20 protein-coding genes and 1 other annotated feature are annotated in these 23,593 nt (G+C 56.2%); of the genes, 3 read left to right on the top strand and 17 right to left on the bottom strand.

Annotation, left to right across the window (positions count from 1 at the left end; translation table 11 throughout):
- Positions 1–160: 160 nt before the first annotated feature.
- Together ABLV30_RS04645 and ABLV30_RS04640 are read right to left on the bottom strand one after the other, a co-directional pair.
- Positions 161–1,483, bottom strand: a complete 1,323-nt coding sequence (locus ABLV30_RS04645) for a 6-phospho-alpha-glucosidase (RefSeq protein ID WP_004855669.1) — start codon at positions 1,481–1,483, stop codon at positions 161–163.
- A complete protein-coding gene (locus ABLV30_RS04640; RefSeq protein WP_046877114.1) occupies positions 1,480–3,102 on the bottom strand; it encodes an alpha-glucoside-specific PTS transporter subunit IIBC in 1,623 nt (540 codons plus the stop codon). Before ABLV30_RS04640 ends, ABLV30_RS04645 begins: the two co-directional genes overlap by 4 nt.
- Positions 3,103–3,443: 341 nt before the next feature.
- On the opposite strand from ABLV30_RS04640, the gene ABLV30_RS04635 reads away from it, so the two are divergent.
- A complete protein-coding gene (locus ABLV30_RS04635) occupies positions 3,444–4,190 on the top strand; it encodes a GntR family transcriptional regulator (RefSeq protein ID WP_014227323.1) in 747 nt (248 codons plus the stop codon).
- Here ABLV30_RS04635 and ABLV30_RS04630 read toward each other — a convergent pair.
- The 3 genes from ABLV30_RS04630 to ibpA all read right to left on the bottom strand — a co-directional run bounded on the left by ABLV30_RS04630 (position 4,158) and on the right by ibpA (position 6,976).
- The gene (locus tag ABLV30_RS04630; protein ID WP_196096618.1) at positions 4,158–5,819 is read right to left on the bottom strand and encodes a putative transporter; all 1,662 of its coding nucleotides are present in this window, start codon (positions 5,817–5,819) and stop codon (positions 4,158–4,160) included. The genes ABLV30_RS04635 and ABLV30_RS04630 overlap by 33 nt on opposite strands.
- Positions 5,820–6,015: 196 nt before the next feature.
- Positions 6,016–6,444: a small heat shock chaperone IbpB gene (gene ibpB, locus ABLV30_RS04625; protein ID WP_014227324.1), complete on the bottom strand. Its 429-nt coding sequence runs from the start codon at positions 6,442–6,444 to the stop codon at positions 6,016–6,018.
- A 118-nt stretch (positions 6,445–6,562) separates the two neighbouring features.
- Positions 6,563–6,976, bottom strand: coding sequence for a small heat shock chaperone IbpA (gene ibpA, locus ABLV30_RS04620; protein ID WP_004126917.1), 414 nt, complete (start codon positions 6,974–6,976; stop codon positions 6,563–6,565).
- Positions 6,970–7,044: a sequence feature (ROSE (Repression Of Heat Shock gene Expression) occurs in the 5'-region of heat shock genes and acts as an RNA thermometer to modulate expression.), on the bottom strand. Its footprint overlaps the gene before it by 7 nt.
- 303 nt (positions 7,045–7,347) lie before the next feature.
- Between ibpA and ABLV30_RS04615 the strand changes: the two genes are divergently transcribed.
- Positions 7,348–7,677, top strand: a complete 330-nt coding sequence (locus ABLV30_RS04615; protein WP_162097183.1) for a YceK/YidQ family lipoprotein — start codon at positions 7,348–7,350, stop codon at positions 7,675–7,677.
- Position 7,678: 1 nt separating this feature from the next.
- Here the strand turns inward: ABLV30_RS04615 and ABLV30_RS04610 are convergent, their stop codons facing one another.
- From ABLV30_RS04610 to ABLV30_RS04575, 8 genes are all read right to left on the bottom strand, one after another.
- Positions 7,679–8,905, bottom strand: a complete 1,227-nt coding sequence (locus tag ABLV30_RS04610; RefSeq protein ID WP_196096619.1) for a DUF3748 domain-containing protein — start codon at positions 8,903–8,905, stop codon at positions 7,679–7,681.
- Positions 8,906–8,956: 51 nt separating this feature from the next.
- A complete protein-coding gene (locus ABLV30_RS04605; RefSeq protein ID WP_224237366.1) occupies positions 8,957–10,294 on the bottom strand; it encodes an MFS transporter in 1,338 nt (445 codons plus the stop codon).
- Positions 10,295–10,473: 179 nt separating this feature from the next.
- Entirely contained in the window at positions 10,474–11,622 is a 1,149-nt protein-coding gene (gene dgoD, locus ABLV30_RS04600) for a galactonate dehydratase (RefSeq protein WP_025107562.1), read from the bottom strand.
- On the bottom strand, positions 11,619–12,236 hold the full coding sequence (locus ABLV30_RS04595) for a 2-dehydro-3-deoxy-6-phosphogalactonate aldolase (RefSeq protein ID WP_014227330.1): 618 nt from the start codon (positions 12,234–12,236) through the stop codon (positions 11,619–11,621). Before ABLV30_RS04595 ends, dgoD begins: the two co-directional genes overlap by 4 nt.
- The gene (locus tag ABLV30_RS04590) at positions 12,220–13,095 is read right to left on the bottom strand and encodes a 2-dehydro-3-deoxygalactonokinase (RefSeq protein WP_348865560.1); all 876 of its coding nucleotides are present in this window, start codon (positions 13,093–13,095) and stop codon (positions 12,220–12,222) included. The genes ABLV30_RS04595 and ABLV30_RS04590 overlap by 17 nt, the downstream gene beginning before the upstream one ends.
- Positions 13,092–13,781 (bottom strand): D-galactonate utilization transcriptional regulator DgoR, encoded by a 690-nt coding sequence (dgoR, locus tag ABLV30_RS04585; RefSeq protein ID WP_032751803.1) that lies wholly within the window; start codon positions 13,779–13,781, stop codon positions 13,092–13,094. Before dgoR ends, ABLV30_RS04590 begins: the two co-directional genes overlap by 4 nt.
- Before the next feature lie 241 nt (positions 13,782–14,022).
- Complete coding sequence (gene yidA / locus ABLV30_RS04580; protein ID WP_004855697.1) at positions 14,023–14,835, bottom strand: sugar-phosphatase; 813 nt, start codon at positions 14,833–14,835, stop codon at positions 14,023–14,025.
- 115 nt (positions 14,836–14,950) lie between these two features.
- Positions 14,951–15,976: an NAD(P)-dependent alcohol dehydrogenase gene (locus tag ABLV30_RS04575; protein WP_046877119.1), complete on the bottom strand. Its 1,026-nt coding sequence runs from the start codon at positions 15,974–15,976 to the stop codon at positions 14,951–14,953.
- Between the two features lie 110 nt (positions 15,977–16,086).
- Here ABLV30_RS04575 and ABLV30_RS04570 point away from each other — a divergent pair, with 110 nt between their 5' ends.
- Positions 16,087–17,022 carry a LysR family transcriptional regulator gene (locus tag ABLV30_RS04570; RefSeq protein WP_025107559.1) on the top strand — a complete coding sequence of 312 codons (936 nt, stop codon included), beginning with the start codon at positions 16,087–16,089 and terminating at the stop codon, positions 17,020–17,022.
- Between the two features lie 32 nt (positions 17,023–17,054).
- On the opposite strand, the gene gyrB is transcribed toward ABLV30_RS04570, so the two are convergent.
- The 4 genes from gyrB to dnaA form a co-directional block, all read right to left on the bottom strand.
- Positions 17,055–19,469, bottom strand: a complete 2,415-nt coding sequence (gene gyrB, locus ABLV30_RS04565) for a DNA topoisomerase (ATP-hydrolyzing) subunit B (protein ID WP_004126944.1) — start codon at positions 19,467–19,469, stop codon at positions 17,055–17,057.
- Positions 19,470–19,497: 28 nt separating this feature from the next.
- Entirely contained in the window at positions 19,498–20,571 is a 1,074-nt protein-coding gene (recF, locus tag ABLV30_RS04560; RefSeq protein ID WP_109240711.1) for a DNA replication/repair protein RecF, read from the bottom strand.
- Between the two features lie 138 nt (positions 20,572–20,709).
- On the bottom strand, positions 20,710–21,810 hold the full coding sequence (dnaN, locus tag ABLV30_RS04555; protein ID WP_004107206.1) for a DNA polymerase III subunit beta: 1,101 nt from the start codon (positions 21,808–21,810) through the stop codon (positions 20,710–20,712).
- A 4-nt stretch (positions 21,811–21,814) separates the two neighbouring features.
- Positions 21,815–23,215 carry a chromosomal replication initiator protein DnaA gene (dnaA, locus tag ABLV30_RS04550; protein ID WP_004871826.1) on the bottom strand — a complete coding sequence of 467 codons (1,401 nt, stop codon included), beginning with the start codon at positions 23,213–23,215 and terminating at the stop codon, positions 21,815–21,817.
- Positions 23,216–23,593: the final 378 nt, after the last annotated feature.

The raw sequence follows: 23,593 nt of genomic DNA, 5'->3' as shown, positions 1-23,593 counted from the left end.
CCGGTTGCGTAAAATACCGCCGATTCTACCTGACTGCCAAAGCGGAGGGCATTAATAATCGCCCCGTTTCAGAGGAAGCTCAGGCCTGATAACCGTATAAAGTCGAGCTATCAGGCCGATAAATGAATAACCGGCACCCTGTGGCTGCCGGTCAGCAGGATTAATGCAGTTCCGGCCAGTACGCTTTATTGGCCGCAATCAGGTCATCAAGAATCGCTTTCGCAACGGATGCGCTCGGCACGGTTTTCGACAGCGCAATGGCCTGCCACAGCTTGTGATAAGAGCGCTGTTCCCAGGCATCCACCACCAGTTTTTCCACCGCAACCTGCTGGCTCATCATCCCTTTCTGGAAGTGGGGAATATCGCCTACCGTCAACGGCTCCGGTCCGTTGTGGCCAACCAGGCACGGAATTTCCACCATCGCATCGGCGTCAAAGTTATGAATCGCCCCGTTGTTCGGCACAATCAGCAGCATGCGTTCCTGAGTATTAAAGGCAATCGCCGCCGCCAGATCGACGATGTAGGACGCGTGTTCGTCAATTTCCAGATCGCCTGCGGACGAGTGGCCCGCGGCAATAATGGCCCGGCAGGCGCTAAAGACGTTTTTCTCACGGTGATCCATCACCTCGTTGGCGCGGGTGCGTTCCGGATTGGAGTGCGCCACGACGTAGTCCGGGAACAGATAATACTTAAGGTAAGTATTCGGCATCGTATCCGGATCCAGCGCCTGCACGTCCTTCGCCTTGGCGAAGGTGTCGTTCCAGCTCGCCTCGGTATGGGGATCGTTTGATGGCGGAACATAGCCGAATTTCGCCACATGTTCGCGCAGTTTCGGCATCAGATCGTTACCCTGCAGATCTTCAATCGAGGTCCACCAGCCGAAGTGGTTCAGCCCATAGTAGCGCACGCGCATCTGCTTGCGGTCCTTGAGGCCGACGATTTGCGCCATCCGCCCTTCGATACCGATCGGCATATCGCAAATGTTGAGAATTCTGGCGTTCGGACGCAGGCGACGGGTCGCTTCCGCCACAATGGCCGCCGGGTTGGAGTAGTTCAGCATCCAGGCGTTCGGCGAATATTTTTCCATATAGTCCACCAGCTCCAGGACGCCGCCGATGGAGCGCATACCGTAGGCGATACCGCCAGGGCCGCAGGTTTCCTGCCCCAGCACGCCGTGGCGCAGCGGAATTTTTTCATCTTTTTCACGCATCGGGTATTTGCCCACGCGGATATGCGCCATCACGAAATCAACGTCGGTAAAAGCCGCCTGCGGGTCGGTGGTATAGCTGAATTCAATCTCCGGCGCCTGCTCTTTGAGGATCACTTTGCACGCCTCGGCGATGGTCTCCTGACGCGCGCCGTCGTTGTCGTAAAATTTCAGCGACCGCAGCGGGAAGCGATCCTGGTTCGCTAACAGCATCAGCACGATGCCCGGGGTGAAGGTACTGCCGCCGCCTGCGATAACAACTGAGAATTTTTTCATGATACTGCCTCCGTCATGGTGGTTTGTTCGGTCTGTAGAGAATCTTTGATGAGGGTTTCCAGCTGGTCACGGACCTGAGGGACGTGCAGGCCGACGATGACCTGAATTCCGTTGCCGCGGCGGACTACGCCGTGGGCGCCCAGCGCTTTAAAGACGTCGTCGCTTTGCGTCTTCGCCATATCGACCAGCGCGATGCGCAGTCGGGTGGCGCAGTTATTAATGCTTTCGATATTGCCCGCTCCGCCCAGCGCCTGCAGGAAGCCGGCGGCCTGGCCCAGTTTGGTGTCCGCGGCCCCCGCGGCGCTGGTTTTGCCGCGCGCGGCCTGATAATCCGCTTTGCTATAGAGCTTAATTTCACTCTCTTCGCGGCCCGGCGTTTTCAGGTTCAGGCGCAGAATCAACGTGCGGAAGATGACGAAGTAGAGTGCGGTGAAGCACACGCCAACGCCTATCTGGATAAACATCATTGAGGCATGGTTGTGGAACATGGGGATCCAGTTTTGCGGCAGGAACTGGTCGAGCAGGCCGCCGCCAAAGTTGCCTACCACGCCGCAGATATACATCACCGTCGCCATAGTGGCCGCCAGCACCGCATGGACGGCAAACAGCAGCGGCGAGATAAACAGGAAGGTGAACTCTAACGGCTCGGTTATTCCCACCAGTACGGCGGTCAAGGTGGCGGGAATCAGCAGACCGGCGACTTTCACGCGATTTTCCGGCGCGGCGGTGTAGTAGATCGCCAGCGCGATACCCACAGAACCAAAGACCTTCGAGTTACCGTGCAGCGCGAATCCGCCTTCCGGGAAGAGGGTTTTCAGCGCCTCGGTACTCTGGCTGAACTCATGTAAATGCTGCGCCCAGTAAACCTGAATACCGCTTTCCACTACCGCCGGGCCGAAAATAAACGGTCCGTAGACAAAGTGATGTAAACCGGTCGGGATCAGAATGCGCTCAAGGAAAATATAGACCCAGACCCCCAGCGCCCCGGCCGAGCGTAAGAAGGCCTGCAGCGATTCAATGCCCATCTGCACTTTTGGCCAGCCAAGCAGGGTCAGCCAGGCGCAGGGGATCATCGCCAGGAAGGCGACAATCACCACAAACGAGGAGCCCTGGAAAATCCCCAGAAACACCGGCAGCGGTTTATCGAAGTAGCGGTTATGCAGGGCGGTCACCAGCCCGGAGATAACAATCGCGCCGATAATGCTGGTATCGAGCGTTTTAATCCCGGCCATCATCGTCAGGCCGCTGCCTGGCGTCGGCTCCACGGAAAAATCGACGCCGAAGAAGTGGCCCCAGGTCATTCCCATGGCGTTGATGAAGTAGTTCCAGGTGAGGAAGCTGACCAGTACCGCCAGGCAGGCCCGGCCCTGGGCCTGTTTCGCCAGGCCGATCGGCAGACCGACGGCGAAAATCAGCGGCATATTACGAAAGACGGTCCAGCCGCCCTCTTCAACAATGTGAACGATCTGAGCAAATAAACTATCGGGTGCTGTGAGCGCTTCCCCGACGAACATCGGGTTGCGCAGCATAATGGCGATACCCACCACGATCCCGGCGAAAGGAAAGAGTAAAACCGGGGTAAACATGGCGCCGCCAAAGCGTTGTATTTGACTGAGCATTTGAAAATCCTCATATAACAACTCATAGGGTGAGTGGCCTTATCCATACCCGGCATGCTTCACGTACCGCGGTGAATGATTCAGGGTAATTATTTGTACTGGCCTGAAACGAGAATAGAAATTTGCCCGGTCGACAACATGCGGCGCCGTTACGATTCGTGATCGCTTTCATGGTTTTAATTGCGCCAATGTTGTCTACTTTTTAATTAAAAATTAGACATTCTGAATTGCGCTGATTACGCCTCTGTAACGAAGAGTATTTATCCATATGTATTAACTCTATTTTTAAAGCTAATAATCCGTGCATCATCGTTTTCAACTGAGTGAATAGAGGTCTACTGGTGATCTACAAATCCATCGCCGACAGATTACGTTTGCGCCTCAACTCCTCCGATTTCGAAGTCGGCAGCCCGCTCCCCGGGGAAAAAAAGCTGGCGGAAGAGTTCGGCGTCGCACGCATGACTATCCGCAAAGCCATCGATCTGCTGGTCACCTGGGGACTGGTGGTGCGTCGGCACGGCTCCGGCACCTACGTCGCCCGCAAAGACCTGCATCATGAAACCAGCAATCTGACCGGGCTGGCCGAGGTGCTGCGCAAGCAGGGTAAAGAGGTGGTCAGCCGGGTATTGGTTTTTGAGGTGATGCCCGCCCCCCCGGCTATCGCCAGCCTGCTACGGATACAAATTGATGAACGGATCTACTTCTCGCGCCGGGTGCGCTATGTCGATGGCAAGCCGCTAATGCTGGAGGACAGCTATATGCCGGTGAAGCTTTTTCGCAATCTGTCGCTGGTGCATCTGGAAGGGTCGAAGTTCGATTACATCGAGAAGGAGTGTGGCATAACCATTAGCGGCAACTATGAAACGCTGTCGCCGGTGCTGGCGGACAGGCAGCTGGCGCAGTCGATGAACGTGCCGGAGCAGACGCCGCTGCTGCGTATAACCTCCCTTTCCTACAGCGACAGCGGCGAGTTTCTTAACTATTCGGTGATGTTCCGTAACGCCAGCGAGTATCAGGTGGACTACCACCTGCGGCGCGTCCAGGCGGAGAATCCGTTAACCTATCCCCCAGAACAGCACCGCCAGTAGCTGCGGCGTGATAATACGTAAGAACATGACCAGCGGATAAACGGTCGCGTAAGAGAGCGCCGCCGCGCCGCTGGTGGCATGCAGGTTGTTGGCAAAGGCCAGCGCGGGCGGGTCGGTCATTGAACCGGCCAGCATCCCGCACAGGGTCAGGTAGTTCATCTTCGCCAGCATCCGCGCCAGAATACCAACAGCCAGCAGTGGGATAGCGGTGATAAAGATGCCGTAGACAATCCAGCTCATGCCATCACCGTCAATCAGCGTCGCCACAAAATCGCCGCCGGATTTCAGGCCAACCACCGCGAGGAACAGCACAATGCCCAGCTCGCGCAGCGCAAGGTTAGCGCTGGGCGGCATAAACCAGTAGAGCTTACCGATGCTGCCGATACGCCCGAGGATCAGCGCCATAATCAGCGGCCCCCCTGCCAGGCCCAGCTTCAGCGCCGCCGGGAACCCCGGAATAAACAGCGGAATGGAGCCCAGCAGCACCCCCAGGCCGATACCGATAAATACCGGCAGCATCTGCACCTGCTGCAGTTTTTGCTGGGCGTTGCCTAGCTCGGCGGCCACCGCGTCAATCGCCTCCGGACGGCCGACGAGGTTAAGAATATCGCCGAACTGCAGGCTGGCATGGCTGCTGGCGACCAGCTCAACCCCGGCGCGATTGAGTCGCGAGATCACCACGTCATAGCGCTGCTTAAAGTGCAGATCGCGTATGCGTTTACCCAATACTTTTTCGTTAGTGACCACCACGCGCTCGACTTTCAGATCGGTGCCACGCGTGGAGAGCGAAGTGGAAACCTCCTTGCCAATCACCAGCTGGGCATTGTGTAAATCCTCCGGTCGCCCGACCAGGTGCAGCAGGTCCCCAAGCTGAATCAGGGTATTCGGCGCGGGCACCATTAGCATCTCCTCACGCTTGAGGCGCGAGCAGATTAGCTTGTCGCTGTTAAGCATCGGCACATCCTGAATCGCCATATTGTTCAGGTTGGGGTTTTCAACCCTGACGTTGATGGTCTGGAGATGCGCGTGGCCGTTGCCGCTGACCTCGTCAAACTGCTGGGCTTCTTTCTCGACGTTGATGCGGAAAAACAGTCGCACCAGCCACATGGTCAGCAAAATGCCGCAGATGCCAAACGGATAGGCCATGGCGTAGCTCATCCCCATCTGATCGACGGTATCAAGAGGCACGCCAAGATCGCGCAGGATCTGCTGCCCGGCCCCCAGCGCAGGCGTGTTGGTTACCGCGCCGGAGAAGATGCCGAGCACCACGGGAAGAGGGATATCGAACAGTTTATGCAGGACCGCGGTGACCAGGCCGCCGAGAATGACGATCAGAATAGCGAAGAGGTTCAGCCGCAGGCCGGAGACGCGCAGCGAGGCGAAGAAGCCCGGCCCCACCTGGATACCGATGGTATACACGAAGAGAATCAGGCCAAATTCCTGAATAAAGTGCAGCATAGGGCTGCTGAGCGTAATGCCCGCCTGGTCCACAAAGTGGCCGACGATAATACCGCCAAACAGCACGCCTCCGATACCAAAGCCGACACCGCGCACTTTTACATTGCCGATCCACAATCCGACGACCGCCACCAGCGCCAATACGCTAACGGTCAATGCTATATCACTCATCGTCTCTTCCCTGTGTATAACATTACTCACAATGAGGATTATGACCGGTACTCACCAGGCTGTATGCCGCCTGGCGCACAATAATCACGGGATCAGCCAACGGCCATTTTGTTGAACACAGCAAGAAAGGACAAAGTAATGCGTATCACGCACAAAAAAGCCCCGAACATCGGGGCTTTATAGGTGGTTAGCTTAATTAGCTATCTAACGCGGGGCGCTCGCTGATGGCGATGCGCTGCGGTGCGATCTGTTCCGGCTCGTTGCGGGTCAAATCGATATGCAGCAGGCCGTTGGTAAAGGTTGCCCCGGAGACTTCCATATTTTCGGCGAGCGTGAAGCTCAGGCTAAACGCCTGGTTAACCAGCCCCTGATGCAGCCATTTGGTCTCTTTTTCCGGCTGCTGCGGCGCGCCTTTTACCGTCAGGCGCGTGCCTTCAAGCTGGATATCCAAATCTTCCTGACGGAAACCGGCCAGCGCAAGGGTAATGCGATAGTGGTTGTCGTCGCTTTTTTCGATGTTATAGGGCGGGAAGCTCTGGCTTTCACCGGCGGTTTGTAGCGCGTTGGCCAGTTTGTCAAAACCGATCCATTGACGCAGCAGCGGGGATAAATCGTAGTTACGCATAGTCTTTCTCCTTCTAAGAAGCGAGTGGATATCTGCAAATCCTGTGGATTCGCCTTTGCCCCCTGACGGCGGGCAGTTTTTTTGAATGAATACCGGGCCGCCTTCGCGGCCCAACAAATTAGTTGATCTCGATACGGCGCGGCTTATTCGCTTCAGGAATAACTCGCTCAAGGTCGATATACAGCAGACCGTTTACCAGGTTGGCGCCGCGAATATGAATATTTTCCGCAAGCTGGAATTTACGCTCAAAATTGCGTTCAGCGATGCCCTGATACAGGTAAGTGCGCTCTTTCTGCTCGGCGGCATGGGCGCCTTTTACGATAAGCAGATTATCCTGCGCGGTAATTTCCAGTTCGCTCTCGGCAAAACCTGCAACGGCAATCGCGATGCGGTAGTTGTTCTCGTCTACTAACTCAACGTTGTACGGAGGATAGCCGCCATTACTCTGGCTTTGATTATTTTCTAACAGATTGAAAAGGCGGTCGAAACCAATAGCAGAACGATACAGCGGGGAGAGATCGAAATTACGCATAATACATAGCTCCTGAAATCAGCGAGAATTATCTGACCTTCCATCATGGACAGGCCGTTATTACCCGGAATACCCATTCGGCGTATTCTCCGGGAGACACATTCCTAAAATGGGTATATCCATGACCTTTTCAAGGGGAAAAGGGCAATTTTTTTTGCAGTTTGCGGTCTATTGCTTAGACTGGAGGGACAGCACAAAAGGCAAAGTGCGACGCCTGCCACAGTGCGGCGCAATGGCACTATGCATCCATGGAATGGCCCGATATAACCGATATGTACGCCATTCTTCAGGCCGCGGCTCTGTTGGCTGCGCCCTGCATGATTTTGTACATAGAAGGTTCTATCAACGCCCGTAACGATGACGGAAAAATGATGAAAAACGGTCTGTTAAAGCTGGTCCTGTTTAGCGGGATGATAAGTTTAGGCGGTTGCTCCAGCGTGATGTCACATACCGGCGGTAAGGAAGGAACCTATCCGGGAACGCGCGCCAGCGCGCAAATGCTGGGAGATAGCGATGCCAACTGGGGTACGAAATCCCTGGTGGCGCTGGATATGCCGCTCACGGCCGTTATGGACACGCTGCTGCTACCGTGGGATATGTTCCGCACCGATAGCTCGGTTAAATCGCGCGTGGAAAAGAGCGAAAAAGAGACGCTGGCGACCAACGCAGTGATCCCGCCAGCGCCAATGCCGAACCCCTGATTTAGCGCGCCGTTGCGGTTACCCACAGCTGGCGGTAACCGTCCACCTCTTCCATCCAGGCAAGCTGTTTGCCGTCTGGCGAAAAGACGACCGCGTCGGCCGAAGGCGGATTGGCATGCTCATCGGTCAAAAAGCCGATTTCCCCGCTCCGCGCATCACAAAGCGCGATGCGGTTTTCCAGCACAAAGCCCAGCCATTTTCCTGATGGATGCCAGTTAAACGCCGACTGGATATCGGATCGGCTGTGGGTCAGCTGCCGCAGCTTGTCTCCCTGCGCCGAGATAAGCCACATTTGCACCACGCCGGCCTCGTCGCGCATCAGAAAAGCGATGTCCGTTGCCGACGGATTAGCGCGCACCCAATGACGCGGCGTATTCACCAGTCCCGGGTAACGGCGTTGGTGGGTAAACGTTAAGCGACGCTGAATAACGCCGGCAGGGGGAGCCGGCATCGTGGTTTCCGTTCCTGCCAATGGCGCATCGCCAGACTGCTTCCAGCCCTGTTCGCTCTCCGGCAGCTCGACAATAAATAGCTCCGGCACTTTGTCGCCATTTACCGCCAGCGTATCGCCAATAAACGCCAGCGCCCGGTTGCCCACCCAGCCCTCTTCATAGGCGCGATTAATCTCGTCGCTGCCCGGCGCGGGGGTCGGCGTTGTGCGGCTGACCAGCACGCACCAGTGGCTGCCGCCGTATTCTCGTGGATGATCCCCACGCGGTACTACCGGGCCATAGGGAACCGCCACGCCAACGTTGCGCAAATCCAGCGCCGGATCGCGTTCATGCAGCACGTGGTCGTTATAGGTAAAGCTGACAAATTCGCCGCTCGGGCTGAAGACATGCACATGGCTGCCGCCGCGCAGCGCGCCGGGAGTATAGGGAGCGGAAATATCCATCGCATCGAGGTTGTGCGTTTCGCCCTGCCAGGAGACCACGCCGCGACGATGGTGGAAATCGTAATGCCAGCGCTCGTCAGGGTTTTCCGGGCCGTGGATAAAGACATATTTATCTATCGATGGATGAACGGTCACCACGCCAACGTACGCGCCCTGTCCGGCACGGTAGAGGATCTCAACCTCTCCCGTCTCGACATTCGCCCGCTCGATGGTTTCGCCGGTAAAAGAGGCGCCAGAGGGACGAACGTCAAAGACCAGCCACCGGCTGTCCGCCGTCCAGGCGCGCGTGTTGGTAAGTTGATGATGACGGGGAGCAAAGGTGACTTGTTTCATAAACATACCCTGATGCGAGACTTTCGCATCAGGGTATCGTATCGGAAAGAATTAGCCTACTCGTTTGACATCCCCCACCAGCAGGATGTAAGAGAGCGCGCCCACCAGCGCAATAACGGAAATATAAACCAGCGCAGGAGCAAAACCATAGTCCTGGGCCAGATAGCCCACCACCAGCGGAACGGTGATACCGCCCAGCCCGCCGACGAAATTAAACATTCCACCGGTCAACCCGATAAGCCGCATCGGCGCAAGCGAAGAGACCAGCGACCAGGTAATGGAGGCGAAGCCGTTACCGAAGAAGGCCAGCGCCATCAGGACCATAATCCACACCGGATCGTTGGTATAGTTTGCGCCCATGATGCAGGTCGAGATCAGCAGGCCGCAGATAATCGGGGTTTTACGCGCGGCGCCTAATGAGAAACCTTTTCTCACCAGCCTGTCCGCCAGCCAGCCGGAGAGCAGCACGCCAACAAAGGCGGCAAGGAACGGAACTGTGGTCATAAAGCCCGCTTTCAGCGCCGTAATCCCCTTTTCCTGGGTCAGATAGTTAGGGAACCAGGTCAGGAAGAACCACAGCGTCGAGGTCACGGCAAACTGCCCAAGGTAAACGCCTATCAGTTTGCGATGGAATACCAGCTTCCAGTCGGCTTTGGTCAGCGGCTGCCGCGCCTCTTTTTTAACGGGCGCATCGCCGTCCACCAGACCACCGCCGTCGCAAATATAATCCAGCTCGGCTTTGCTGATGCTTTTCGTCAGACGCGGCGGCTGATAAACCTTAATCCAAATCAGTGACCATACGATCCCGATAGCGCCGGTAACGATAAATACCCAGTGCCAGCTCAGCATTTCCTGAATCCAGATTAATAGCGGGGTCAGGAATGCCAGCCCGACAAACTGGCCTGAGGTGTAAAAACCGACGGCTGATGCGCGCTCGTGCTCCGGAAACCAGCTGGTCACCATGCGATTATTAGTGGGAAACGCCGGGGCTTCAAAGATCCCGGTAATCGCGCGCAGACCAATCAACGACATCAGTCCCGTGGCAAATCCCTGCAGTAGCGTCGCCACTGACCAGCCAAAAATAGCGATAAAGTAGGTTAGTCGCGATCCCACGCGGTCAAGGAACCAACCGCCGGGGATCTGGCAAAGCGTATACAGCCACGCGAAGGCGGAAAATACATATCCCATTTCCGCTTTGGTAATACCAAACTCTTCCTGAATATGCGCCGATGCCACGGCAAGGTTGGCGCGATCAACATAACAAATCACCACGGTAATAAAGATCATAATCAGCGTCAAATAACGACGACGCCCGGGTTTTGCAGCTGTAACTGAAATATCCATCGCAATCTGTCTCCAGATTTTGGGCATAGCGAGGCCGCTCACCATGCCCGGTAATTTACAGAGGGTTTATTTAAATTTTTTATTAATAACTTAACCGTAATGCGCTAAATAATTTGTGCTGGGGAAAGGCGGCAAATTTTCGCATTCCCAGGAGCATACATTAGTATGTGACTGGGATAAGAAAATGCAGCCAACGCATCAGCAGCGCAAAGTATGACGCGCATTTACCATTCGGCGACGCTACCATCCTCATGCCGCCACAACGGATTACGCCAGTCCGGCGCATTCTGACTTAATTCAATGACCCGCGCTTCATCGATTTCTACGCCAAGCCCGGGCTTCATTAATGGTTTAAAGAAACCGCCTTCCATATTGAAGTCGTCTTTATTTTTCACAAAGTCGAGTAATTCCGCGCCCTTGTTATAGTGAATGCCCATACTTTGCTCCTGGAAGACGGCGTTATAGGAGACAAAATCGACGTGCAGGCAGGCGGCAAGCGCAACAGGCCCCAGCGGGCAGTGCGGCGCCAGCGCCACGTCGTAGGCTTCGGCCATTCCGGCGATTTTATAGCACTCGGTAATACCGCCCGCGTGCGACAGATCGGGTTGGAGAATGGCCAGCCCACCGGCTTCCAGCACGCGTTTAAACTCGAAGCGCGAGAACATGCGTTCGCCCGCCGCGATAGGAATCGAGGTTTGCGCCGCCAGCCGCGGATAATATTCCGCCTGCTCGGCAAGAACCGGCTCTTCAATAAACAGCGGGCGATATTGCTCCAGCTCTTTAATCAGCACCTTCGCCATTGGCGCGCTAACGCGGCCGTGAAAATCGAGACCGAACTCAATTTCATTGCCGAACGCTTCGCGAATTTGCGCCACGGTATTCACCGCCGCATCCACCGCGCGAGAATTATCGATCAGCCCCAGCTCTTCGCAACCGTTTAATTTGAAGGTATCAAAACCAATACCGCGCAGCTTCTTGATGCCATCAATCACCTCTGCCGGACGGTCGCCGCCAACCCAGCTGTAGGCTTTGATTTTGTCACGCACCAGGCCGCCCATTAGCTGCCAGACCGGCGCGTTCAGCACTTTGCCTTTAATATCCCACAGCGCCTGGTCGATACCGGCGATGGCGCTCATTAAAATCGGGCCGCCGCGGTAAAAGCCCGCGCGGTACATCACCTGCCACAGGTCGTTAATCCGCGCCGGATCCTGGCCTATGAGATATTCGCCGAGCTCATGCACCGCCGCCTCTACGGTGCGCGCGCGCCCTTCAATCACGGGCTCGCCCCAGCCAACCACGCCTTCGTCGGTTTCAATTTTTAGAAACATCCAGCGCGGGGGTAAACGATACGTGGTGAGTTTGGTTATTTTCATTGCACTGCCTCTCGATACGCTTTAACAAATGCTGCCGCCTGCCGTTGGGTACGCTCTACGGATTGGCCAGCGCGATAGAGATCGCTGCCCAGCCCGGCACCGGTACAGCCTGCTTTTATCCACTGCGCCAGATTTTCCGGCGTCACGCCGCCCACCGCAAAAACGGGCACCTCCGGCGGCAAAACGGCCTTTAGCGCTTTGATGTAGTCAGGGCCAAAAGCCGAAGATGGGAAGACTTTCAACGCCTGAGCCCCGGCGTCCAGCGCGGCGAACGCTTCCGTCGCCGTCGCGCATCCGGGACAAACCGTCATGCCGTAGCTCACCGCTCGGCGAATGACCTCGGGCTGAATATTGGGCGTGACGATAAGCCTGCAGCCCATTCGGGCAAGCTGGTCCACCCGCTCTGCATTAAGCACGGTGCCCGCGCCAATCAGCGCCTTATCACCATAAGCCTCAACAACGGCAGGAATACTCTTTTCCCACTGCGGTGAGTTGAGCGGAATTTCAACGGCGTCGAAGCCGGCGTCGATCGCCGCCCCCACGTGCGCCAGCGCCTCTTCCGGCGTAATCCCGCGCAGGATAGCGATAAGCGGTAAGTTAGTTTGCCACTGCATGGATGATGCTCCTTATTCCTGTCTGAAATGCGTTGTCGCGCGACACCACGGTGGTCTGACGGCCAATGGCGCTCAGGGCCTGCTGATAGCGGTTCGCCAGCGCCTCGCCGGCGACAATGGTGACCTGCTGGTCGCGAAAGCGTTGGCTCAGGGTGGCGACTTCCGCACCAATCAGCAGTCCCGACAGAAACTCGCCGACATGCGCGCGCGGCAGCGAACCCAGCACGTGTGAAGCGCGAACTTCAAAAAGCTGCGGCAGGATGTCTGGCGAATGCAGGCCGCGCTCAAGCCCGGCATTAAACGCGTCAGGAGCGGAGACCTGCTCCGGTAACCCGGCGCCGACCAGCGAGTGGCGCAGCAGCAGGTGGTGAAGTTCGCCGGTCATCACCGTGCGAAAGTCGTTAATTTGTTGGCGGTCTGCCTGCACCCATTTGCAGTGGGTGCCGGGCATCACGTAGACGGAAGAAGGGGCTATCGCCCGCGCGCCGAGGAGCTGAGTCTCTTCGCCGCGCATCACATTATGGTTATCGTCGCGAGAGACGCTGAGTCCGGGAATAATCCAGACGTTGTCGCTAACGGCAGTTAATTGTTCACCAATGGCGGAGAAATGAACGGGAACCGGCAAGTAGGGTACCGCCTGCCAGCCGACGTTACTGCCGACCATTCCTGCCATCACCGCCGGGGTCACGCCGTCGCGCCAGCCCCGGGTTATTTCGCTAAACACCGCGGCGGGGGAGTGTCCGTTCAGACGCGTGACGCCTGCTTCCGATTGCCTGCTCTCCAGGCACCGTTCGCCCTGATAGAGCCAGGCGCGCAGGTTGGTCGATCCCCAGTCAATTGCGATGTAGCGAGATGTCATGTGATTTCCTTTAACCTTCGTGTCGAGCTGGCGATCATGGTGAGCGCCGCCTGCTCCGCCGCTTCGCTGTCCTGATGCCGGATGGCGTCAAACAGCGCCTTATGTTCCTGGAGCGTTTTCGGCATGTTGGCCTCATCGCCCATCCACGTTCTTTCAAATACCGCCCGCTGTAGCGAGCTGATCGCCACGTTGAGCTGCTGCAGAACCGGGTTATGCACCGACTGCAGCACCGCCTCGTGATAGCGAATATCCGCTTCGTTAAACGCTTCCCTGTCCTGGTTATTGGCGATCATGTCGTTGAGCGCGTCTTCTATTTGCGCCAGGTCGCTCGACGTCGCGCGCTCTGCCGCCCAGCGGGCGATCGCGGGTTCAACCAGGTTACGTACCTCGCTCATCGCGCTAATCAGCCGCGGGTCGTAATCACTCTCCAGCACCCACTGTAAAACGTCGGTGTCGAGATAATTCCACTGGTTGCGCGGGGTAACGAACGCGCCGCGATAGCGCTTCATTTCAATCAGCCGCTTAGCCATCAACGAACGGAACACTTCGCGAATGATATTGCGCGAGGTGGCAAACTCCTCACACAGGTCGGCTTCAGCGGGCAGCGCAGAGCCGGGAACGTATTTGCCGCTGACAATCTGCTTGCCCAGCGTGATGACGATGCGATCGGTTTTATTGAGAGTCATGGAAAGTCCTTGTGCTCTGGATGTCTCTCTACTTTACCGCGACAGGCGGTTTTAACCGCAACTTTGTAGTACTAACGTGATGTCACTCGTCATCGCCATGGACACAATGTAGTACAACACAAACATGTTGTACTACAATTTAGATCACAAAAACGACAATTCGGTTTGGTGATTTTGCGGCGGGGTAAACTCAAGGCATAAAAAAACCCGCGATTAACGCGGGTTTTTCAGAAAGAGATTTTTAGTTTAAGACATATTTTTCAATAGCATATGCCACACCGTCTTCCAGGTTGGATTTGGTGATAAAGTTTGCCGCTTCTTTGACGGCCGGAATCGCGTTATCCATCGCCACGCCGACGCCAGCGTATTCAATCATCGCGATGTCGTTTTCCTGATCGCCAATCGCCATCACCTCTTCCGGCTGGATGCCCAGCGCATCGGCCAGCGATTTCACGCCGGTACCTTTGGTGACGCGTTTATCAAGAATTTCAAGGAAGTACGGCGCGCTTTTCAGCACGGTGTACTTCTCTTTCACCTCAGCCGGAATACGGGCGATAGCTTTGTCCAGAATCGCCGGCTCATCGATCATCATCACTTTCAGCAGCTGGATATTCGGATCCATCTTTTCGGCTTCGCAGAAGACCAGCGGGATCGTCGCCACGTAGGATTCATGTACCGTGTAATAGCTCACATCGCGGTTCGCGGTATACAGGGTGTTACGATCGAGCGCGTGGAAATGGGAGCCGACATCGCGGGCCAGCTGTTCCAGATAGCGGTAGTCGTCGTAGCCCAGCGCGGTTTGCGCAACGGTACTGCCGTCGCTCGCCTTCTGCACTAAAGCACCGTTATAGGTGATGCAGTAATCTCCAGGCTGCTCCATATGCAGTTCTTTCAGATAGCTGTGCACGCCAGCGTAAGGACGGCCGGTGGTCAGCACCACGTTGACGCCGCGTTCACGGGCTGCGGCAATCGCGGTTTTCACCGCAGGAGAGATAGTATGGTCAGGCAGCAGCAGCGTGCCGTCCATATCGATTGCAATCAGTTTAATAGCCATGAAATCCCCGGGTAAGATGAGTCCTTACTCATGCTAACGCGATTAAGCCCACAAAAATAGAGCTACATTGCGCAGCAGAACCCCCCCTTTTAGGCAAGATCCGGGGAACGGGGTCTTACTCGCGGGTGAGCACGATTTTGCCAAACGCACCGCGATCGAGGTGTTCAAGCGCCTGTGCAAGCTGGTTAAAGCGGTAACGGTGCTCAATCACCGGTTTCAGCCTGGTCACGTCAACGGCGCGGACAAAATCTTCCAGTGCGCGACGGTGCCCCACGCCAATACCTTGAATCACCGGGGATTTCAGCAACAGTTCGCCCGCGGGCAGCGAGATTTCACTGCCGGCCAGCACGCCGATGACCGAAATACGCCCATGAACCGCCACGGCGCGCAGGGAATGCCTCAGGTTCTCCCCGCCAACGGTTTCAATGATGTGGTCGATGCCGCGATCGTTCGTCAGTTCGTATATCCCTTCAGCCCAGTCGCCTTTAAGCCGGTTGATGCCATAATCGGCGCCGAGTTGTTTGGCCCGCGCCAGTTTTTCATCGCTCCCGGACGTGACAAAAACCTCTGCCCCCTGCGCTTTGGCAATTTGCAAAGCGAATATCGCCACACCGCCCGTGCCCTGCACCAGTACCGATTGCCCGGCGCGTAAATGACCGCGCTCCACCAGCGCGAACCATGCGGTAAGCCCGGCGCACGGTAACGTGCTGGCCTCTGCGTCATCCAGGGTTTCCGGGGCGGCCACCAGCCCGTTTTCATTCACAATCACGTACTCAGACAGCATGCCCTGGAAGTAACCGCCGGTCGTTTTATAGGGCAAAGTGCGGGCGTCCGCTGTTGGCCTACCGTCGATCCACTCCGGGAAAAAGGTCGAGATGACGCGAGCGCCGGGTGTGAAACGCGTGACGCCCTCGCCCGTGCTTTCCACCACTCCCGCCATATCGGACGCCGGCGTAAACGGGAAGGAAAGCGCAATCGGCATGGTGCCTTCAATGACCATTTTATCGCGATAGTTGAGCGCAACGGCGTTCACCCGTACGCAGACTTCACCCGGCCCTGGCTGCGGAACAGGCGCCTGGATGAGTTTGAGGTTGTCGCGCCCGAGGGCGTCCATGGACCAGCGTTGCATTGTCTCAGTCATTTTTTCTCTCCTGCCATTAAATAAGCTTCAGGAGCGACAGTCTACCGTTGACTCAGGGTCGCCAGTGGCGATAATTTTTCCCATTATTGATGAAAGAAAAGATACAATCCATGACCGATACGCTGAAGGATATTCCGGTTTTTGTGGCCGCCGTTGAGGCTGGGAGTTTTGCTCAGGCCGCAATCCGTTTGCATTTGTCGCGTTCGGCGGTAGGAAAGAGCATCGCTCGCCTTGAGGAGCGACTGGGGGTACGTCTGTTTCAACGAACGACCCGCAGCCAGAGCCTGACCGACAACGGCGCCCTTTTTTATGAACACTGCCTGCGCGCGCTGGAGGAAATTCGGGGCGCAGAATCGCTGCTGGAAACGGGGAAACAGCAGGTCAGTGGCCGCCTGCGCGTGGCCATGCCGGTGCTGTTTGGCCGCCAGTGCGTCGCCCCGCTGCTGATCGCGCTGGCGCAGGAACATCCAGGCCTTGAGCTGGAGATGTCATTCAGCGATCGCGTGGTGGATCTCGTCGAGGAAGGGTTTGATATGGCGGTGCGTAACGGCACGCTTCAGGACAGCAGCGTTCTGGTCGCCAGAAGGCTGGGAGAACACCGCATGGTGCTGTGCGCCGCGCCGGATTATCTGCTGAAGAAGGGCACGCCGCAAAGCGTTGATGATTTACTCCATCATGCGGCCATTAACTATCTGCAGGCAGGCAGAGTGCTCTCCTGGCAGCTTATGGATAGCGAAGGTGCCTCGCACACCTTCACTCCCCGTTCATCGCTCAATATGGATGATTTGCAGGCGATCTGCGATGCTGCGCTGGCCGGACACGGCATTGCATGGCTGCCCTGCTGGATGGTCAGCAAAGAAATTCATCAGGGAAAACTCGTTCCGCTGTTAAAGCAGGCGCCGGATGTGCGCTTCGACGTTCACGCGGTCTGGCAACAGACGCCGCATCTACCGCTGAGGGTGAGAATTGCCGTCGATACGCTCGCCAGCCGTTTACCGTCCATAATGTCGCTGGACAGGCCTGCGCCCACAAAAAAGCCGCGCTAAACGCGCGGCCTGAGTATGGCGGTGTACGACGATTAAATATCGATGTTTGCCGCTTTGAGGGCGTTCTCTTCGATAAAGGCGCGACGCGGTTCAACGGCGTCCCCCATCAGGGTCGTGAACAGCTGGTCAGCGGCAATCGCGTCCTTGACGGTCACGCGTAGCATGCGGCGGCTGTCCGGATCCATGGTAGTTTCCCACAGCTGATCCGGGTTCATCTCACCAAGACCTTTATAGCGCTGGATAGAGAGTCCGCGACGGGACTCTTTCACCAGCCAGTCCAGCGCCTGTTCGAAGCTGGCCACCGGCTGACGACGTTCGCCGCGCTCAATAAAGGCATCGTCTTCAATCAGACCGCGCAGCGTTTCGCCCAGCGCGCAGATACGGTGGTATTCCGGCCCGGTGACAAACTCGTGATCCAGCGGGTAGTCGGTATCCACGCCGTGGGTACGCACGCGAACGATCGGCTCAAACTGCTGCAGCTCGGCGTTCTCGCGGACATCAAATTTCCACTGGCTGCCGTGCTGCTCTTTCTCGTTCAGCTCGCTCACCAGGGCGTTGATCCAGCGCGTTACGGTCTGCTCGTTCGCCAGGTCGGCCTCCGCCAGCGTCGGCTGATAGATAAGCTCTTTCAGCAGGGCTTTAGGATAACGACGTTCCATACGCGTAATCATTTTCTGCGTGGCGTTATACTCGGCAACCAGTCTCTCCAGCGGCTCGCCGGCTAAGGCCGGCGCGTTGGCGTTGGTATGCAAAGTGGCGCCATCCAGTGCGATGGAGATTTGGTACTGATCCATCGCTTCGTCGTCTTTAATGTACTGTTCCTGCTTGCCTTTCTTCACTTTGTACAGCGGCGGCTGGGCAATGTAGACGTGTCCGCGCTCAACGATTTCCGGCATCTGGCGATAGAAGAAGGTCAGCAGCAGCGTACGAATGTGCGAGCCGTCGACGTCCGCATCGGTCATGATGATGATGCTGTGGTAGCGCAGTTTGTCCGGATTGTACTCATCGCGGCCAATGCCGCAGCCCAGCGCGGTAATCAGCGTCGCCACTTCCTGAGACGCGAGCATTTTGTCAAAGCGCGCTTTCTCAACGTTAAGGATTTTACCTTTCAGCGGCAGAATCGCCTGGTTCTTACGGTTTCGCCCCTGTTTCGCAGAGCCGCCCGCAGAGTCCCCTTCCACTAAGTACAGTTCAGAGTGCGCGGGGTCGCGTTCCTGGCAGTCCGCCAGCTTGCCCGGCAGGCCAGCCAGATCCAGCGCGCCTTTACGGCGAGTCATTTCACGCGCGCGACGTGCGGCTTCGCGCGCGCGCGCCGCGTCGATGATTTTACCGACCACGATTTTGGCGTCAGACGGGTTTTCCAGCAGGTATTCGTTCAGCAGTTCGTTCATCTGCTGTTCGACCGCCGATTTCACCTCGGAAGAGACCAGCTTGTCTTTGGTCTGCGAGGAGAATTTCGGATCCGGCACCTTCACGGAGACCACGGCAATCAGGCCTTCACGGGCATCGTCGCCGGTGGCGCTGACTTTCGCTTTTTTGCTATAGCCTTCTTTATCCATGTAGGCGTTCAAGGTACGGGTCATTGCCGCACGGAAGCCTGCAAGGTGGGTACCGCCGTCGCGCTGCGGAATGTTGTTGGTAAAGCAGTAGATGTTTTCCTGGAAACCATCGTTCCACTGCAGCGCAACTTCAACGCCGATGCCGTCTTTTTCGGTGGAGAAATAGAAGATATTCGGGTGGATCGGCGTTTTGTTTTTGTTCAGATATTCGACGAACGCTTTGATACCGCCTTCGTAGTGGAAATGATCTTCTTTACCGTCGCGCTTGTCGCGCAGGCGAATCGACACTCCGGAGTTCAGGAACGACAGCTCGCGCAGGCGTTTTGCCAGAATCTCGTATTCGAATTCGACCACGTTGGTAAAAGTTTCGTAGCTCGGCCAGAAGCGAACCATGGTGCCGGTTTTTTCGGTTTCGCCGGTAACCGCCAGCGGCGCCTGCGGCACGCCGTGGGCATAAATCTGACGGTGAATTTTGTTATCGCGCTGAATGACCAGCTCCAGCTTCTGCGACAGGGCGTTAACAACGGAAACGCCTACGCCATGCAGACCACCGGAAACTTTATACGAGTTATCATCGAATTTACCGCCCGCGTGCAGAACGGTCATGATCACTTCCGCCGCCGACACGCCCTCTTCCGGGTGAATACCGGTCGGAATACCGCGGCCGTCATCCTGTACGGAGACGGAGTTGTCGCTGTGGATAGTAACAACGATGTCTTTACAGTAACCTGCGAGCGCTTCGTCGATAGCGTTATCCACAACCTCGAATACCATGTGGTGCAGACCGGTGCCGTCATCCGTGTCGCCGATATACATACCCGGGCGCTTACGCACCGCATCCAGCCCTTTCAGGACTTTGATACTGGAGGAGTCATAAGAATTCGACATCAACGTTTCTCGCTCATTTCATCTTAGGTTAATCCGCTATTTTACCCTTTTCCACGGTAAACATCTTCGAATTTTCGTCCGACATGTCCATAACGTGTTCAGCGCTAATGGCGCTGACGAAAACCTGCGACTGCGTGGCTTTTAAGCGGCTGGCCAGCAGCCCGCGCCGCGCGTCGTCAAGTTCCGAGGCAAAATCATCTATCAGGTACAGGCAGCGCCGCCCGCTTTCACGGGTCAGAAACTCGCCTTGCGCCAGTCGTAGGGCGCACATCAGCAGCTTAAGCTGCCCGCGTGACAATGTATCCTCTACCGGCGCGCCGTCGGCACGAATGCGGAAATCCGCTTTGTGCGGGCCGTGGGCGGTATAGGTTAGCATGCGGTCGCGTTCGAAATTTCGCTCCAGCACCTCGGCATAATCCGTTTCTTTCTCCCAGCCGCGCTGGAAAGAGAAGGTGAGAGCAAACTCCGGTAAAAACTGCCGACAGGTATCCGCCATGTCTTCGACGATAGCGGCACTGTATTCGGCCCGCCAGCGGCTGATTTGCTCCGCCAGCGGTATCAGCTCCAGATCCCAGGGCCGCAGCTGCGCATAGCGGCTGACCTGACGCAGCGCGGCGTTGCGCTGCTTCACCAGGCGCTTCAGGTTGCTCCAGGCGGTAAAGAATCCGACTTCGTTGTGGAAGCATCCCCAGTCAAGGAACGCTCTTCTGTATTTGGGGCCGCCGTTGAGTAAAGTAAACCCCTCGGGCGTAATCAGCTGCATCGGCATCAGGTGCGCCAGCTCCGCCACTTTATGCCCGTCGGTACCATCGATACGCACCTTGCTGTCGCCCTGCTTATCTTTTGTCAGGCCGACAGATACTTCTCGCTCTTCGCCCTGCAGGCGACCGTGCAGGACAAAGGACTCCTGCTCGTGACGAATCACGCGGCCAATCTGCAAACTACGAAACGCCCGACCGTGGCCAAGCGTGTAGATAGCTTCAAGTACGCTGGTTTTGCCGCTGCCGTTGGCGCCAACCAGGAAGTTAAAGCCGGGGGATAAGGCGAGATCCGCATTTTCAATATTGCGGAAGTCTTTGATTAGAAGTCGGGATAGCGACATATCAGCTCATAACCAGGGCGTTATCGGCGCAGTTAGTCTGGTTACGGCCAGCGCGCAGCAACCGGAGCGTACTAAAGTACGTGAGGATTGCGAGCACTGCCCGGAGCCAGAATAACAAGTAAGATAGCCCGATATTTTCTACAGCCTCATAGGCATGACGACATAGGCTGCGGATTGGGAAGCCGCATCCTCAATCTGCACGCTCGACACGGAATCGGTCAGCAGGATACGCACATTCTCGCACTTCAGCGCGTTAAGCACATCCAGTACATAGCTGACGTTAAAGCCGATTTCCATCTCAGTCCCGGCATAGGTGACGTCCAGAATCTCTTCCGCTTCTTCCTGTTCCGGGTTATTGGCGGTGATTTTCAGCTGATTTTCACTGACGTAAAGGCGCACGCCGCGGAATTTTTCGTTAGAAAGAATCGCCGCGCGGGCAAAGGCCTGCTTGAGAATATCGCAGCCGGCGTCCAGGTGCTTATCCGGGTTTTTCGGTAGTACGCGGCGATAGTCAGGGAAACGACCATCCACCAGCTTTGAAGTGAAGATAAAGTCGCCAACGTGAGCGCGGATATTGTTGCTGCCGATCTGCACGCGCAGCGGAGTATCGCCACCGTCGAGCATACGCATCAGCTCAATCACGCCTTTACGCGGTACGATCACCGAATGATTGGGCAGGGACTCTTCCAGCGGCATCGAGCAAACCGCCAGGCGGTGGCCGTCGGTCGCCACGGTGCGCAGTTCGCTGCCTTCGGTTTCAAACAGCATGCCGTTCAAGTAATAGCGAACGTCCTGGTGAGCCATCGAAAACTGCGTCGCCTCGATCAGGCGCTTCATGGTCGCCTGCGGCAGGGTAAATTCAACTTCGCTCTGCCAGTCATCAAGGTTGGGGAAATCCGCTGCAGGCAGCGTAGAGAGCGAGAAGCGGCTGCGACCGGAACGCACCAGCATACGCTCGCCTTCCAGCTGTACCGCAATCTCCGCGCCTTCAGGCAGGCCGCGGCAGATATCAAAAAATTTACGCGCCGGAACGGTTGTTGCTCCCGCTTCGTGCGGCTGAATCAGCGCAACGCGCGCGACCATTTCCATTTCCAGATCGGTACCGGTCAGCGACAGCGCGCCATCGGTAACCTGAAGGAGCAGGTTGCCAAGAATCGGTAGCGTCGGACGACCACCTAAAGGACCGCTCACCTGTTGCAGCGGTTTTAATAAATGTTCACGTTCTACGGTAAATTTCATAGCGTCACGAGGATAATGTTCTGATTAAATTGGAAAAATCTTCTTTGATATCGTGGCTTTCTTCACGCAGTTGCTCAATCTTACGGCAAGCGTGCAGGACGGTGGTATGGTCGCGGCCGCCAAACGCATCGCCGATTTCCGGCAGACTGTGGTTGGTCAGCTCTTTTGCCAGCGCCATCGCCATCTGGCGGGGGCGCGCCACCGAACGGGAGCGGCGTTTAGACAGCAGGTCCGCTACCTTAATTTTGTAATACTCCGCCACCGTCTTTTGAATATTGTCGATGGTGACCAGTTTTTCCTGTAAAGCCAACAGATCGCGCAGCGCTTCGCGTACGAAATCGATGGTGATCGCCCGGCCGGTAAAGTTGGCGTTGGCGATAACGCGGTTCAGCGCCCCTTCCAGCTCACGTACGTTAGAGCGCAGGCGCTTGGCAATGAAGAACGCCACTTCGCCCGGCAGGCGGATGTCGTTTTCATCGGCTTTTTTCATCAGGATCGCCACGCGGGTTTCCAGCTCAGGCGGCTCGATCGCAACCGTCAGCCCCCATCCGAAGCGTGATTTCAGACGATCTTCAACCCCGTTGATCTCCTTCGGATAGCGATCCGACGTCAGGATGATCTGCTGATTGCCTTCCAGCAGGGCGTTAAAGGTGTGGAAAAACTCTTCCTGCGAGCGCTCTTTATTAGCAAAAAACTGAATGTCATCGATCAGCAGTGCGTCAACGGAGCGGTAATAGCGCTTAAATTCTTCAATGGCGTTGTTTTGCAGGGCTTTTACCATATCCTGTACAAAACGCTCGGAGTGCATGTAAACCACTTTTGCATTGGGTTTACGCGCCACAATTCCGTTACCCACCGCATGTAAAAGGTGCGTTTTACCCAGGCCGGTGCCGCCATAAAGAAACAGCGGGTTGTACGCGCCGCCGGGGTTATCCGCAACCTGACGCGCCGCCGCGCGAGCCAGCTGGTTGGATTTACCTTCGACGAAGTTATCAAACGTATGTTTGACGTTGACGTTAGAGCGGTAGGTCGGTTCTGCCGGCGCCGGAACGTTATCCCAGCCCGGACGCACGATAGTGGGCGCAACGCGCGCCGTCTGGATCTGCTGCGCAGGTGCTGCGGCCGCAACGCTTACCGTACCTCTCTGCATCTGAACGGCAGGCTTAGCGCCCACCTCAAACCGCAGCTGTGGGGCATCCGCACCGCAAAAATCATTGAGGAGTCCATTGATATTATTGAGGTATTTATCCCTTACCCAATCGAGCACAAAACGGTTTGGCGCATACAGTGCCAGCGTGTTATCGCTCAATTCCGCCTGCAAAGGGCGTATCCACATGCTGAATTCTGTGGCTGGTAACTCATCCTGCAATCGGGCAAGACACTGCTGCCAAAGCGAAAGTGACACGGCGGACTCCACTCGAACAAAAATCGATATATAAAGAGAAACTGAAACAATCGTGATTGTTGGCACACGTCGACAAGACCCTGCATAGCCGAAAAGCCCCTGCACAAAAGGGGTGACGTGCGAACCGCTATCTGCGGTTATTACCCGATGCGGATCTCTGGATCCCGATCGGGACCGGGGATCATAGCCTAAACTGAGAAAGAGATCTTGTGTTTCTCAACAGATTCTTCCCGATTTATCCACAGGAAGGATCGAAGCTGGGTAAGTGTAATCGATCCTGGCTGGAGTGGGGCACGATTTCAGCCGCATATTGGAAAAATTAATGAACTATCCTGGTTTTGGGCTTAATCGATCTAACAAAGATCCTTTGCGATCCTT

This window comes from Klebsiella sp. CN_Kp113 (assembly GCF_040064585.1).
Lineage (GTDB): Bacteria > Pseudomonadota > Gammaproteobacteria > Enterobacterales > Enterobacteriaceae > Klebsiella > Klebsiella michiganensis.
Note: the sequence above shows the minus strand (reverse complement) of the source record. Positions and strands in the feature narration are given on the sequence as shown.

Bases quoted from the DNA above. Each gene is read 5' to 3' on its own strand.
- ABLV30_RS04645 (WP_004855669.1), bottom strand. From the start codon at position 1,483: ATGAAAAAATTCTCAGTTGTTATCGCAGGCGGCGGCAGTACCTTCACC.
- ABLV30_RS04640 (WP_046877114.1), bottom strand. From the start codon at position 3,102: ATGCTCAGTCAAATACAACGCTTTGGCGGCGCCATGTTTACCCCGGTT.
- ABLV30_RS04630 (WP_196096618.1), bottom strand. From the start codon at position 5,819: ATGAGTGATATAGCATTGACCGTTAGCGTATTGGCGCTGGTGGCGGTC.
- ibpB (WP_014227324.1), bottom strand. From the start codon at position 6,444: ATGCGTAACTACGATTTATCCCCGCTGCTGCGTCAATGGATCGGTTTT.
- ibpA (WP_004126917.1), bottom strand. From the start codon at position 6,976: ATGCGTAATTTCGATCTCTCCCCGCTGTATCGTTCTGCTATTGGTTTC.
- ABLV30_RS04615 (WP_162097183.1), top strand. From the start codon at position 7,348: ATGAAAAACGGTCTGTTAAAGCTGGTCCTGTTTAGCGGGATGATAAGT.
- ABLV30_RS04610 (WP_196096619.1), bottom strand. From the start codon at position 8,905: ATGAAACAAGTCACCTTTGCTCCCCGTCATCATCAACTTACCAACACG.
- ABLV30_RS04605 (WP_224237366.1), bottom strand. From the start codon at position 10,294: ATGGTGAGCGGCCTCGCTATGCCCAAAATCTGGAGACAGATTGCGATG.
- dgoD (WP_025107562.1), bottom strand. From the start codon at position 11,622: ATGAAAATAACCAAACTCACCACGTATCGTTTACCCCCGCGCTGGATG.
- ABLV30_RS04595 (WP_014227330.1), bottom strand. From the start codon at position 12,236: ATGCAGTGGCAAACTAACTTACCGCTTATCGCTATCCTGCGCGGGATT.
- ABLV30_RS04590 (WP_348865560.1), bottom strand. From the start codon at position 13,095: ATGACATCTCGCTACATCGCAATTGACTGGGGATCGACCAACCTGCGC.
- dgoR (WP_032751803.1), bottom strand. From the start codon at position 13,781: ATGACTCTCAATAAAACCGATCGCATCGTCATCACGCTGGGCAAGCAG.
- yidA (WP_004855697.1), bottom strand. From the start codon at position 14,835: ATGGCTATTAAACTGATTGCAATCGATATGGACGGCACGCTGCTGCTG.
- ABLV30_RS04575 (WP_046877119.1), bottom strand. From the start codon at position 15,976: ATGACTGAGACAATGCAACGCTGGTCCATGGACGCCCTCGGGCGCGAC.
- ABLV30_RS04570 (WP_025107559.1), top strand. From the start codon at position 16,087: ATGACCGATACGCTGAAGGATATTCCGGTTTTTGTGGCCGCCGTTGAG.
- gyrB (WP_004126944.1), bottom strand. From the start codon at position 19,469: ATGTCGAATTCTTATGACTCCTCCAGTATCAAAGTCCTGAAAGGGCTG.
- recF (WP_109240711.1), bottom strand. From the start codon at position 20,571: ATGTCGCTATCCCGACTTCTAATCAAAGACTTCCGCAATATTGAAAAT.
- dnaN (WP_004107206.1), bottom strand. From the start codon at position 21,810: ATGAAATTTACCGTAGAACGTGAACATTTATTAAAACCGCTGCAACAG.